We start from the raw sequence: 11,892 nt of genomic DNA, 5'->3' as shown, positions 1-11,892 counted from the left end.
GGGCGGGTGAAACGTCACGACGTGGTCGTGGTCGGAGGCGGTCCGGCGGGGCTCGCGGTGGCCATCGCGGCGGCGCAGCGTGGGTTGGACACGGTGGTGTTGGAGCGGTCCTCCACGCCCGTGGACAAGGCCTGTGGCGAGGGCCTGATGCCTTCGGGGCTCGCGGCGTTGGAGCGGCTGGGAGCGCTGACGCACCTGGACCGGCGCGAGAGCTCGCCCTTCGTTGGCATCCGCTACGTGCAGGAGGATGGCACTACGGCGGAAGGCAAGCTGCCGGCCCCCGGTGGGTTGGGGGTGCGCAGGCTGGCGTTGTCCTCGGCGCTCGTCACGCGAGCGCGTGAAGTGGGCGTGGACCTGCGGGAGTACTCGCAGGTCGTGGCGCACCAGCGCACGGAGGAGGGCGTGTTGTTGGAGACGCCCACGGGGTCGGTGCAGGCGCGGTTCCTGGTGGCGGCGGACGGACTGGCTTCGCCGCTGCGCCGAGCGGAGGGACTGGACGTGGTGCAGGAAGGTCCTCGGCGCTTCGGATTGCGGCGGCACTTCCGCCGCGTGCCTTGGACCCCCTATGTGGAGGTGCACTTCTCCTCCGGTGTCGAGGCGTACGTGACGCCAGCCGGAGCGGAGCGGGTGGGCATCGCCTTCCTGTGGGAGGCCGGCACCGTGGCGGAGCGCGTGGGCTTCGAGGCGTTGCTGGCGCGCTTCCCGAGGATCGCGGAACAGCTTGAGGGCGTGGAGCCGGACTCGCAGGTGCGCGGCGCGGGGCCCCTGGCGCGCGTGGCTCGGACGCGGGTGGCGGACCGCTTCGCGCTGGTGGGGGACGCGGCGGGCTACGTGGACGCGGTGACGGGCGAGGGCCTCACCCTGGCCTTCGCCTGCGCGGAGTCCCTGGGCGCGCTGCTCCCGGACGCACTGGCGAAGGGGGCAGGCCGCGACACGCTGCTGCCCTACGAGCGCACCTTCCAGCGCGTGTTCCGCAAGTACTCGTGGACGACGCACGGCCTGCTGATGCTCGCACGGCGTCCGCGCCTGCGAAGGCCCGTGGTGCGCCTGCTGGGCCACAGCCCCTGGCTCTTCGAGCGCATCCTCGCCGCCGTGGTGACGTGACCCGGGTGTCAGCCGCGCGCGGTGTCACCCGTCCTCGCGGCGGTCCTCTTCCACGGAGTCGCACATGCACTGGGTCGTCCAGAACAACCTCTTCAACGAGCAGGGCTTCCACACGTTGATGGATGTCCTGGTGCATGGCTCCATCCCGCACACGCTGGTCAAGGTCATCCCCTTCGGGGGCGGCGTCGAGCCCTCGCTGGAGCTCTCGGGGCCGGTGGTCGTGATGGGGTCGCTCAGCCTGACGCGCCATGCGCTTGCGCAGGGCTGGACTCCGGGCGCCTTCATCAATGACCAGTTCGACTATCGCCTCTGGCGCAAGCACCTGGGCCGGCACCTGTTGAACGCGGACGCCACGGTCTGCCGCCTCGCGGACGTGTCCGTGCGCGAGGGGCGCTTCTTCATCCGGCCCTGTCTGGATGACAAGTCGTTCTCCGGGATGGTGACGTCGTGGGAGGCGTTCGCGAAGTGGCGCGAGCAGGTTCTCGCGCTCGACACGTACGCGACGGTGTCCGCGGACACGCTGGTGGCGGTCAGCGAGCCCAGGGCCATCCAGCGCGAGTACCGCATGGTCGTCGTGGACGGTCGTGTCATCACGGGCTCGCTCTACAAGCTGGGCGACCGGGTGTTGGCTTCATTGGAGGTGGAGCCGGAGGTCCACGCGTTCGCCCAGCGCATGGCGGACACCTGGGGGCCGGACCGCGCCTACGCGCTGGATGTCTTCATGCACGGGGGCGAGCTGTACGTCGGGGAGATCAACAACCTGAACTCGGCCGGCTTCTATGCCTACGACGTCGGCAAGATGGTGGCCGCCGTGGAGGCGATGCGTTTCTAGGGAGGGCCGGGAGCGGGAGCCTCATCGGGCCCCTGCTCCTGGACAGGTCCGCGTCCCCTTCGGAACCCACCCCGCGCGGATCCGCACCGCCCGCCCCTTGTCCGCCCGCCGCACGCCGGGGACACTCGGGCCCATGGCACCTGGCCCCGCGGCTTCGCGTCCCTGGTTCGCGTTCTCCCTCGACCTGGCTCCGGCCGCGGCGAGCCGGCACCTGCACGGCCTGCCCCCCGTGCCCGACTTCCCCGAAGGCGAGCTCGCCGAAGCCCTGGACGTGGACGTCGTCTACGACGTCCACGTGCCCAACTGGGGCGGCCGGGTCGCGCGCCTCGTGGAAGCCCCCGGTCACCACGTCACCGGCAGGCTGCGTGCCGTGGACGCCGAGTCCTGGCCCGTCCTGGCCCGCCTGGAGACCGCCCTCGCCCTAGCCAACGAGGAGCGTCCGGTGCGGGTGCGCACCGCGTCAGGCGACGTGGTGGAGGCCCACGCCTTCACCCCCTCCGCCCGGAACACCTCCACCCAGGGGCCTGTCAGCGAGGCCTTCCTGATCACCCTCGCCGTCGCCGCCGAACGCGCCCGCCTGCCTGCCGCCGCCGTCGAAAAGCTGCAGGCCGAAGCCCGCATCGTCCATGCCGTCCAGCACGCCCGACCCGACGGCCACCGCCCGCAGGCGCCCAACAAGTCCGGCATAAAGTGACAGCTGGGTTGATCCTGACCGAAAAAAGCCCCGCCCCCTGAGAAAAAGGGAGGCGCGACGCAACCGGGTGCCGCGTCACGCCGACGATGAGTGGAGGGGCCCCTCTCCCGGACTGTTCCCCCACCGGCCCCGAGGACGTTCACCGCATGTCGCTGCGAATCCCGACGCGAGCCACGCCCCCGCGCCCTACGTCCGCGAATGCGTCCGACACCGCCGCCGCGCCCGCGAACACCGCGGTGCCTGCCGCGCCCGTGCCGGGCAATGCCGCCCCCGCCAGCGCCCTTCCTTCCAACACGGTGGCGGCCCCTTCGGGGGGAAGCTGGAAGCGCTCCGCGACCCAGGAAGTGGCCATCTCCGACCTCCAGCAGAAGTTCGGCTGGACCGATGAGAGCTGGCAGGGCCGGCTGCTGAAGGCGGCGGACGAGGGCGGCGTGGACGGCCGGGGTGAGAACGGCCAGGTGTCCGCGGCGGAGCTGGAGTCGTACCTCTCCGCGCCCACGGACGCGCAGTTCCTCACGTCCACGGCCCTCCAGCAGCAGCGCGCGGCGCTCGACGCGAAGCTCGCGGGTGGCGCGCAGTCGGTGTCGGTGGACGCGTTCGACAGCCCCTGGCAGGCGTCGGTGGCGAAGCGCGCGGACCTGTTGGGTGGCAACGCGGACGGGCAACTCTCCGCCGAGGAGCTGACGGCCTACGTGAACGCGTCCAAGGCCAATCAGGCCAAGGGCACGGGGACGGCGGCGGACACGCAGTGGGTGCCCGACCAGCAGATGGCCACCTTCCAGAGCCGCGTGGCGGAGGTCGCGGGCGAACTGGATCCGCTCCGGCCCGCGGGCGGCGAAGGCGCGACGCCTGGACTGAACCTGGTGAAGGAGTACTCGCGCACGCTCCTGGACACGGACAAGAACGTGCCCACGTTCGTCAGCTACATGCTGTCCGCGGCGGACGTGAAGGAGACGCCCGCGGACGTCAGCCGGCTCAACAGCACCTTCGTGCGCGACCCGGAAGTGGGCGTCGGGGGCGTGACGGACTCCGACTACAACAACACCGGTTTCGACCGGGGACACATGAAGGCGGCCGAGGATTCGCCCACGCAGGCGGCGATGAACGAAAGCCACTACATGAGCAACATCGCCCCGCAGCACGGCAATCACAACCAGCAGATCTGGCGCACGCTGGAGCGCGGCGTGTCGGAGCTGGTGAAGGAGACGGGCGGCAAGGCCTACATCGTCACGGGCAACCTGTACCTGGACGACAAGGGCAAGCCGCTGCCGCCCGAGTCGATTGAAACGATGGGCGCGAAGGACCGCAAGATGGCGGTGCCCACGCACAACTTCAAGACGGTGCTGCTGGAGCTGCCCAACGGCAACCTGTCGATGTTCGCGTACATGGTGCCGAACGCGAAGGAAGGCCCGTCCAAGAAGGACGACATCATCCCCCTGCTGGAGTCCTCGCGCGTGCCGGTGGACCAGTTGGAGGGGCTGCTGGGCCAGGACCTCTACGCGCAGCTTCCCAAGGGCGTGCAGGAGAAGCTGGAGAAGGACGCGTCCGCGTCGGGCATCTTCCAACAGCAGAGCCTCTACGAGTCCGCGACGCTGCTGCGCGCCCCGCCGTCCGCCTGAGCTTTCTGTCGGCGTCCGCACACGGCGGGACGGTCCCCCGGTGCGGGCCCTCCACCGCTTCACGCTCGTGCGTGGGTCCTGGATGGGAGTGATTGGCTCCGTGTGAGCATGGCCGTGCCTCCTGGGAGAGACACGCACGCCCCGCCGACGTTGATCGTCTGGGGCCCGCAGGATGGCTACATCGCGGGGCTCCCGGTGCACGGTCCGCCTTCGTGAATCGGAGGCGGGGCAGAGGAGGGTTCCCAGATGCCCGGCGGTCTATCGAACCGATTCGGCGGGACGGGAGCGGTTCGTTCACAACCCCGCGAGCGAGGAGAGCGTTACTGCGTGGTGCCGGGCGAAGCGGAGGCTTCCACGGGGTGGGCCGCTGGCGTCACGGCCTCGGAGCCCTCCTGGGGGAAGGTGAGTCCGCACGGGACGCGGTCGCCGGAGCGGAAGCCGGATCCTCGCTGGGCGTGTCTGGCGACGCGAGGGTTCTCTCGGGAGGCGTACCGATCCGGATGGCCACGGGTAGCGGGCCCAGCATCGCACCGTTGCTTGGAGTAAGGCCCACGTAGGCGCAGCCGAAGAGCGCACACAGCGGAACGGTGGCGAGCAGATGACGCAACGGATGGACCCCCGGAAAAGAGCGTGTGCATTCAACCCGGGGGAGGATGTGGGCGTCCAGGTTCGCGGGTGCGATGCCATGGATGCTCATGGCTGGGTTCAAACGCCAGACGCCGGATGTCCCATCACGCGGGTGAACTCCATCACCCAGTTCACCTCCCACTTCTCGCCATCGAGCGAGAAGGCCTGCTCCCACCGTGCGCGGTCCACTCCCTGCCGCGTCCACCGGAACTGGACCTGGACCGGACGACCGTCGTCGGTGTCTTCGCCGTAGAAGATGCCGTGGTCTCCCGTGAAGCCTCCTCGCACCGGGGGCAGAAGCACGCCTCCGCGACTGTCGACCCAGTAGATGGACCAGCGTCGCTGCTGGAGGTCGAACAGCCGCAGCGCCATGCCGGAAAATCCACGCTCGAATTCGGCCTCCTCGACATTGGCCACGCCTCCCAGGTGTGGCCGACAGCGCGCCCGTGAAGCGAAGGCGTCCCAGTCGTCACTGCCCGACAGGCGCTTCTTGAGGCGCCGGTTGTGGCAGGTCCACTCGCCCAGGAAGAAGTCGAAGTCGTGCACGTCGCCCGTGGGAAGCGGGGGCAGGGGTTTCATGGTGGGAGTCCTTTCGTGAGGCGGATCAGCGCAACTGGGAGCGGAGGGTGGGGACCAACGTCAGGTGTTCGAGCGGTGCGCTCAGCGCCGGATGCAGTGCTCGCAGCACGTGCTCCTTCCATGGGGTGGAATGGGCCCGCGGTTCACGGTGCGCGCGGTGACGCTCGACGGAGGGGAACACCGTGAGCCAGGCCAGGACGTGCTCTCCCGCGCGCACGGGCAGGGCAGGGAAGGTGTTCTCCCCGGGCTCGGTCTGGAAGAGGCCTTGGGGGGCGGCCCCCAGCTCCGTGAGCGCCGGTCGCACGTGCTGCTCGAAGCGCCGCATGAGGGGCTCGTCGACGGGGGCCTTCAGGAAACAGAGCGTCACCTCCACGCGTGAGCCGGCAGGTGCCGCGGCTTCGACGGGCGGCCTGGGCATGCCCGGATGTTCCAGGCCCGTGTCCGGACGTACCGGGCGCAGGAGGAGAACGTTGTCGGAGTCCTGCATCGTCGTGTTCGCCGCGTCCCGGTGCGCCTTCCACACCGGACCTCCGTAGAAGGTCCCCAGCGCCGCGCTCCGGGACACCATGTCCGTGAAGCCGCGCATCCACACGAATCGGTCCGGTCGCTCCTCGTCGCGGAACTGACCGACGAGGTGCATCCCGACCGCTTCCTGGGCCTCCACGAAGTGCTGGTCGAAGAGCGTGATGAGGGCGTCGCGCTGGCCGGGATGCAGCGTGTACTGGCGCAGTTCGAGGACCGAGCAGCAGGCGGTGGGAACGGACGGCATGGGGCTTCCGGGGTTCGGGTGCGGAAGCCATCCTTGTCAGCAAACTGGTAGGGTCATGAAGACCACTTCCGAGCGAATCGACCCTACCAGTTGAAGACCCCTCCCGGCGTCGTCACCTCCCTGCTCCTCCGGCTGGACCCTCGAACCTCCACGCCGCTCCACGAGCAGCTCTTCGACGGCGTCCGCATGCGCATCCTCTCCGGCGCGCTGGCGCCCGGATGGCGACTCCCGTCATCCCGCCAGCTTGCCCTGGAGCTGGACGTGGCTCGCAGCACCGTTCTCCAGGCCCTGGATGCGCTCGCCGCCGAGGGCTACGTCGTGGCCCGCGCCGGCGCCTCCACCCGCGTCGCTCCCGAACTGCCTGTCGCCCCCGAGGACCGGACCCGAAGCGCCATGCCCCGTGTGTCTCGGGGACCCCGGCTTGCTGCCTCGGCCCGTGCCCGGAAGACATCGCCTGTCGGGGCGCCCCGGTTGGGCTCGGCGCCCCGTGCCTTCCGTCCGGGTGTCCCCGCGCTCGACCTGTTTCCGACCGCGCTGTGGGGCCGCACGGTGACGCGCGTCCATGCTCGCGCGAGCACCGGGCTGCTCGATGGAGGCGACCCCCTGGGCCATGGGCCTCTGCGCGAAGCCATCGCCACCCATGTGTCCGTGTCGCGCGGTGTGCGGTGTGTCGCCGAACAGGTCTTCGTGACCGCGGGGACCCAGCAGGCCTTCGATGAAGTCCTCCGGCTCGCGCTCGACCCGGGAGACGCCGTCTGGGTGGAAGACCCGGGCTACCCGGGCGTCCGGCGCGCGGTGGTTGCCGCCGGGGGGCGGCCCGTCCCCGTGCCCGTGGATCCGGAAGGGCTGGACGTGGGCGCTGGCATCGCTCGGGCACCCCGGGCTCGTGTCGCGGTGGTGGCGCCTTCGCACCAGTACCCGCTGGGCGTCACGCTGAGCCTGTCACGGCGGATGGCGCTGCTGCACTGGGCAGAGCGCACGCGGGGGCTGATCATCGAGGACGACTACGACAGCGAATTCCGTCACCGGGGCCGTCCCCTCACCGCGCTCCAGGGACTGGATGAGGCCGGCTGCGTCGTCTACGTGGGCACCTTCAGCAAGTCGATGTTCCCCGGCCTGCGCCTGGGCTTCTTCGTCGCGCCGCCGTCCCTGGTGGACGCCTTCGCCTCGGCCCGTGCCGCCTCTCCCGCGCCCGCCTCCGCGCTGGAGCAGGCCGCGCTGGCGGTGTTCCTCGCGGAAGGTCACTTCGCGCGCCACCTGCGCCGGATGCGGGTGGCCTACCGGGAACGCGGCGAAGCCCTGCTCGAAGCGCTGCGCACCGACTGCGCGGGAGCCCTGTCGCCCCGGCCCTGTGACACCGGCATGCAGGTGTCCGCGTCGCTCGTGACGCCAGGATCCGACCTGCGCGTCCGCGACGAAGCGGCCCGGCTGGGCGTGGAGGTGGCCGCCCTGTCCGACTACTTCCTCGGTCGCCGCCGTGAAGCCGGCCTCGTCTTCGGTTTCGGCGGCGTCCGCCCGGACGCCCTCCGCGCTGGGACGCGAACGCTGGCCAGGGCACTCGAGGCCGCTCGCGGTCGCTGAGGCTGCCCCCGGCGCCGACACGCTGCCTTGACACCCTACGCCCCCGCGTTGATATTCAACCCAGAGGTTGAATGATGCGGCTGCCCGTGGCCCCGAACCACCTGGACCAGACCCTGCTGGCGCTGGCCGACCCGACGCGACGGGCCATCCTCCAGCGCCTGTCGGCGGGGGAGGTGCGCGTGACGGAGCTGGCCCAGCCCTTCGCCATGTCCCTCAACGCGGTGTCCAAACACATCCGCGTGCTGGAGCGCGCGCACCTGGTGCACCGGCGCCGCGAGGGCCGCGAACACCTGCTGTCCTTCACCCCGAAGCCGATGGACGACGTGACGCGCTGGATGGATGCGCAGCGCGTGAACTGGAGCGCCCGGTTGCAGGCGCTCGATGAGCTCCTCCAGGAAGAGGACCGCGCCCTCGCTTCCGCTCCTCCCCCGAAGCAAGGACGCACCCGATGACCCCGCCCCTCCCCGTGAAGCTGAGCGTCACCCACCGCTTCAAGGCCTCCGCCGAACGCGTCTTCGATGCGTGGCTGGACCCCTCGAAGGTACGCCACTGGCTCTTCGTCACCCGCCCCAATACGCCCCTGGTGCGCTCGGAAATCGATGCGCGCGTGGGTGGCTCCTACTGCTTCGCGGACCTGCGCGACGGCGAGGAGGTCGAACACGTGGGCGAATACCTGGAGATCGACCGGCCTCGCCGGCTGGTGTTCACCCTGTGCGTGCCGAAGTACTCCCAGGACCGCGACCGGCTGACGGTGGACATCGTTCCCCTGGGCACGGGCTGCGAGCTCACCCTGACCCATGAGATGGGCCCCGCGGGCGAGCAGTGGCGGGAGAGCACCACGAAGGGGTGGACCCAGCTCGTGGCGGGGCTCGAAGCCTGGCTGGGCGACGCCACGTCTCCCTCCGCGCACGGCTGACATCCCTTCCCGGGCCCAGGCCGTCTACGATGGACGCCATGCCCTGGCGTCCGTCCCTCCTCCTGCTGGCCCTGCTGGGCGCCGCGTCCGCGTGCGGCCCGCGCAAGAGCGACCCGGCCCGCGTGACGGAGGACCTGATGCGCCCCGCGCCCGTCGGGGCCTTCGCGGCGGGCACGCCTCCAGCGACAACCGAGGCCTGCACGGTGCGCACGGCGAAGTCCTGCTTCGACCAGGCCCTCACCCTGCTGGCCACGGACGCGCGGGGCCCGGAGCGCCTGCGCGCGCTGTCCCTGATGGGCAGGGCCTGCGACGGGCAGATGAAGGACGCCTGCGCCTGGTTGTCCCAGCACGTGAAGGAGCCCCGGCGCGTGAGGGGCGGCCCTCCGGACGACCCGGTGTTCCAGGAGGCCTTCCTGCGCTGGCGCGAGGGGCGCAAGCACCACGTCCGCGTGACGTGCCGGCTGGTGCAGGGCGGCGTGCCCCAACAGTGTGAAGTGCGTGAAGCGACGCTGCCCCCGGAGCTGCTGGCGCAGGCGCTCGCCAGCATCCAGGCCTCGCGCTACGTGTTGCCATCCCTCGACGGAGAGCCCTTCGAATGCGACTGGACCATCGTCATCAAGTGACACGGCTGTGGCCCGTGCTGGCCCTGTCGCTGTGGACGGGCTGCTTCGCCGGCACCGTGCACCGCGGCCCGGCGACCGACCACTTCGACGGAGAGACGTTCCAGAACCTGGGCGACGCGCCGAAGCTGCCCGCCCTCAAGCTCATCGGGGCCGCGCTGAAGGAGGAGCGCGGCGCATGGCGTGAGTACGCGGAGCTGCCCTTCGGACCGAAGCCCCCCACCCGCGTGGGCCCAGGCCAACTGCGCGTGACGTTCATCAACCACGCCACGGTGCTGCTCCAGGCGGACGGGGTGAACGTGCTGACGGACCCCATCTATTCGGACCGGGCCAGTCCCGTGTCCTTCGTGGGGCCCCACCGTGTGCGGCCCCCCGGCATCCGCTTCGAGGACCTGCCGCCCATCGACTTCGTGGTGGTGAGCCACAACCACTACGACCACATGGACCTGCCCACGCTGCGCCGGCTGGAGGCCGCGCACCACCCGCTGTTCCTCGTGGGCCTGGGCAACCGGGAGCTCTTGAAGAACGAGGGCTTCCAGCACGTGGAGGAGCTGGACTGGTGGCAGTCCGCGAAGGGCGGGCCTCCGGGCGTGAAGGTCACGGCGGTGCCCGCGCAGCACCGCTCGAACCGGGGGCTGACGGACCAGGAGGAGACGCTCTGGGCGGGCTACGTGCTGGAGACGTCTGGCGGCCCGGTGCTCTTCGCGGGGGACACGGGCCTGGGCCCGCACTTCCAGCGCATCACGGAGCGCTTCGGCCCCATGCGCCTGTCGGTGCTACCCATCGGGGCGTTCCGTCCGCGCATCATCCACCCGGTGCACATGGGACCGGAGCAGGCGCTGGAGGCGCACCGCGTGCTGCGTTCTTCCACGTCGGTGGCGATGCACTACGGCACCTTCCCGATGGCGTTCGACGGGCAGGACGAAGCGAAGTACCTGCTCCTGCGGCTGCTGTTGAAGGAGGAGGTGCGGCCGCGCTTCTGGGCGCTCGGCTTCGGCGAGGGCCGGGACGTGCCGCCGCTGGCCCCGGGGGGCGCGGGACAGGCTGATGCCGGACGCTGATGGCGCCGCGCCTCCAGTTTCTCCGGAGGTGGAGGCGAAGGAGCTGATGGACCGGGCGCGCACGCTCGTCCGCACGGGCCTCGTCCTGGAGGTGATTCCGCTCTGCGATGAGGTGTACCGGCGCCACACGCTGTCGCGGGTGCCCGCGCTCCAGCTCCAGGTGGCGCGGGCGTTGGCGCACCGGGGCGCGGCGCTGTCGGAGCTGGACAAGGCGGTGGATGCGCTCATCCACTTCGACGAGGTGGAGCGCCGCTTCTGGAGTCCGCGCAAGCCCGCGCTGTGGGAAGGCGTGGCCTGGTCCATGCTCTACCGGGCCTGTCTCCTGCAGGAGCAGGAAAGCCCCCAGCAGGCCCTCCAGTGCGTGGGGGAATTGCTGCGCCGCTTCGGTTCGTCGGAGCTTCCGCCCGGGGGCCTGCGCGACGCGGTGGGCGCGGCCCGGGTGCTGCTTCCGAACGTGTACAACCAGTTGGAGCAATTCGAGGAGGCGCTGCGCCTGAGCGAAGCGCTGCTGGAAGCCTGTGACGGGGACCCGGAGCCCCTCAAGGTCGACATGGCGTCGGCGGCGCTCCTGCAGCGGGCCCATGCCCTCCAGGGGCTGGGGCACTGGGAAGAGGCGCTCGAATGTTTCGATGAGGTGGACGTGCGCTACTGCGAGGACCCGGATCCCCGGATGCGGGCCCTGGTGTCCGCGGCGCTCATGGGACGGGTGCTGGTGCTCCTGCGGGAGGGGATGCTGTACGAGGCGCTCTCCGCGATGAACGCCATCCTCGAACATGCGGGCCCCCACCCCTACCCGAGGCAGCGGCCGATGGTGGACTTCGCGCAGCTCCACCGCGAGGTGCTCGAAGGGCAGCTCGAGGAGGAGCGGAAGAAGCTGGAGCGGATGAAGAAGCGGTGGCGAAAGTGAACCCTAGCGGATGGACTTCCAGAGCCAGCCCAGACGCAGGTCCCGCTCATCGAACGGTGGCGCCCGGATGAGGTCATCCTCTTCGCCATAGACGCCCATCTCCACCCAGCGTCCCTCCCGCAGCTCGCTCACGGTGAGCGTGCGCACCTCAAGGTCCACGAACCACAGGTGCCGGATGCCGATGCGCGCGTAGAAAGGCCGTTTGATGCGCTGGTCGTAGGCGCGCGTGGAGGGGGAGAGGATTTCGCACGCCCAATCGGGAACATCGGTCCATTGTCCCTTGGGCAGCCCGGGGACCCGTTCGCGTGGCCAGCCCGCGAGGTCCGGGCTGAACTCCGGCGAGCCTCCCACCCGGATGCCGGGCTCGGTGATGATCCACCAGCCGCCCGGTTGCTCCCCGCCCAGTTGGAACGACTCGTCCAACTCGCGAAAGAGCCTCAGTTCGAAATAGCCATGCTCGGCCCGGGGCCGCGCCTGCGTGTACAACGTCCCGTCGATGATCTCGCCCACCACGCCCTCGGGCAGGGCCTCGATATCAGCGAGGGTCGCGGGACCCTCGAGCGTCTTCGCGCCATAGGCCATG

Annotated in this window: 13 protein-coding genes; 10 read left to right on the top strand and 3 right to left on the bottom strand. The window is 70.5% G+C overall.

What is annotated here, in order from left to right:
• Positions 1-6 precede the first annotated feature (6 nt).
• From OV208_RS01805 to OV208_RS01790, 4 genes are all read left to right on the top strand, one after another.
• Complete coding sequence (locus OV208_RS01805; protein ID WP_267572039.1) at positions 7-1,104, top strand: NAD(P)/FAD-dependent oxidoreductase; 1,098 nt, start codon at positions 7-9, stop codon at positions 1,102-1,104.
• Positions 1,105-1,168: 64 nt separating this feature from the next.
• Positions 1,169-1,936: an ATP-grasp domain-containing protein gene (locus OV208_RS01800; protein ID WP_267572038.1), complete on the top strand. Its 768-nt coding sequence runs from the start codon at positions 1,169-1,171 to the stop codon at positions 1,934-1,936.
• A gap of 133 nt (positions 1,937-2,069) precedes the next feature.
• Positions 2,070-2,630 (top strand): gamma-glutamylcyclotransferase family protein, encoded by a 561-nt coding sequence (locus OV208_RS01795; RefSeq protein WP_267572037.1) that lies wholly within the window; start codon positions 2,070-2,072, stop codon positions 2,628-2,630.
• A 146-nt stretch (positions 2,631-2,776) separates the two neighbouring features.
• Positions 2,777-4,249: a DNA/RNA non-specific endonuclease gene (locus OV208_RS01790; RefSeq protein WP_267572036.1), complete on the top strand. Its 1,473-nt coding sequence runs from the start codon at positions 2,777-2,779 to the stop codon at positions 4,247-4,249.
• 705 nt (positions 4,250-4,954) lie between these two features.
• Here the strand turns inward: OV208_RS01790 and OV208_RS01785 are convergent.
• Both OV208_RS01785 and OV208_RS01780 read right to left on the bottom strand, forming a co-directional pair.
• On the bottom strand, positions 4,955-5,455 hold the full coding sequence (locus OV208_RS01785; protein ID WP_267572035.1) for a hypothetical protein: 501 nt from the start codon (positions 5,453-5,455) through the stop codon (positions 4,955-4,957).
• 25 nt (positions 5,456-5,480) lie between these two features.
• Positions 5,481-6,224, bottom strand: coding sequence for an NIPSNAP family protein (locus tag OV208_RS01780; protein WP_267572034.1), 744 nt, complete (start codon positions 6,222-6,224; stop codon positions 5,481-5,483).
• A 90-nt stretch (positions 6,225-6,314) separates the two neighbouring features.
• Between OV208_RS01780 and OV208_RS01775 the strand changes: the two genes are divergently transcribed.
• The 6 genes from OV208_RS01775 (at position 6,315) to OV208_RS01750 (ending at position 11,309) form a co-directional block, all read left to right on the top strand.
• On the top strand, positions 6,315-7,805 hold the full coding sequence (locus OV208_RS01775; RefSeq protein ID WP_267572033.1) for a PLP-dependent aminotransferase family protein: 1,491 nt from the start codon (positions 6,315-6,317) through the stop codon (positions 7,803-7,805).
• A 71-nt stretch (positions 7,806-7,876) separates the two neighbouring features.
• Positions 7,877-8,257: a metalloregulator ArsR/SmtB family transcription factor gene (locus OV208_RS01770; protein ID WP_324291329.1), complete on the top strand. Its 381-nt coding sequence runs from the start codon at positions 7,877-7,879 to the stop codon at positions 8,255-8,257.
• Positions 8,254-8,721: an SRPBCC family protein gene (locus tag OV208_RS01765; protein WP_267572032.1), complete on the top strand. Its 468-nt coding sequence runs from the start codon at positions 8,254-8,256 to the stop codon at positions 8,719-8,721. Before OV208_RS01770 ends, OV208_RS01765 begins: the two co-directional genes overlap by 4 nt.
• A 38-nt stretch (positions 8,722-8,759) precedes the next feature.
• Positions 8,760-9,344: a hypothetical protein gene (locus OV208_RS01760; protein ID WP_267572031.1), complete on the top strand. Its 585-nt coding sequence runs from the start codon at positions 8,760-8,762 to the stop codon at positions 9,342-9,344.
• Positions 9,317-10,402 (top strand): MBL fold metallo-hydrolase, encoded by a 1,086-nt coding sequence (locus OV208_RS01755; RefSeq protein ID WP_267572030.1) that lies wholly within the window; start codon positions 9,317-9,319, stop codon positions 10,400-10,402. Before OV208_RS01760 ends, OV208_RS01755 begins: the two co-directional genes overlap by 28 nt.
• On the top strand, positions 10,389-11,309 hold the full coding sequence (locus OV208_RS01750; RefSeq protein WP_267572029.1) for a hypothetical protein: 921 nt from the start codon (positions 10,389-10,391) through the stop codon (positions 11,307-11,309). Before OV208_RS01755 ends, OV208_RS01750 begins: the two co-directional genes overlap by 14 nt.
• A 3-nt stretch (positions 11,310-11,312) precedes the next feature.
• On the opposite strand, the gene OV208_RS01745 is transcribed toward OV208_RS01750, so the two are convergent.
• Positions 11,313-11,891, bottom strand: a complete 579-nt coding sequence (locus OV208_RS01745; RefSeq protein WP_267572028.1) for a Uma2 family endonuclease — start codon at positions 11,889-11,891, stop codon at positions 11,313-11,315.
• Position 11,892: the final 1 nt, after the last annotated feature.

Origin of the sequence: Corallococcus sp. bb12-1, assembly GCF_026626765.1 — a bacterium.
Classification (GTDB): Bacteria; Myxococcota; Myxococcia; order Myxococcales; family Myxococcaceae; genus Corallococcus; species Corallococcus terminator.
Note: the sequence above shows the minus strand (reverse complement) of the source record. Positions and strands in the feature narration are given on the sequence as shown.

Coding starts and splice junctions, on each gene's coding strand:
- OV208_RS01800 (WP_267572038.1), top strand. CDS start 1,169: ATGCACTGGGTCGTCCAGAACAACCTCTTCAACGAGCAGGGCTTCCAC.
- OV208_RS01795 (WP_267572037.1), top strand. CDS start 2,070: ATGGCACCTGGCCCCGCGGCTTCGCGTCCCTGGTTCGCGTTCTCCCTC.
- OV208_RS01790 (WP_267572036.1), top strand. CDS start 2,777: ATGTCGCTGCGAATCCCGACGCGAGCCACGCCCCCGCGCCCTACGTCC.
- OV208_RS01785 (WP_267572035.1), bottom strand. CDS start 5,455: ATGAAACCCCTGCCCCCGCTTCCCACGGGCGACGTGCACGACTTCGAC.
- OV208_RS01780 (WP_267572034.1), bottom strand. CDS start 6,224: ATGCCGTCCGTTCCCACCGCCTGCTGCTCGGTCCTCGAACTGCGCCAG.
- OV208_RS01770 (WP_324291329.1), top strand. CDS start 7,877: ATGATGCGGCTGCCCGTGGCCCCGAACCACCTGGACCAGACCCTGCTG.
- OV208_RS01765 (WP_267572032.1), top strand. CDS start 8,254: ATGACCCCGCCCCTCCCCGTGAAGCTGAGCGTCACCCACCGCTTCAAG.
- OV208_RS01760 (WP_267572031.1), top strand. CDS start 8,760: ATGCCCTGGCGTCCGTCCCTCCTCCTGCTGGCCCTGCTGGGCGCCGCG.
- OV208_RS01755 (WP_267572030.1), top strand. CDS start 9,317: ATGCGACTGGACCATCGTCATCAAGTGACACGGCTGTGGCCCGTGCTG.
- OV208_RS01750 (WP_267572029.1), top strand. CDS start 10,389: ATGCCGGACGCTGATGGCGCCGCGCCTCCAGTTTCTCCGGAGGTGGAG.
- OV208_RS01745 (WP_267572028.1), bottom strand. CDS start 11,891: ATGGCCTATGGCGCGAAGACGCTCGAGGGTCCCGCGACCCTCGCTGAT.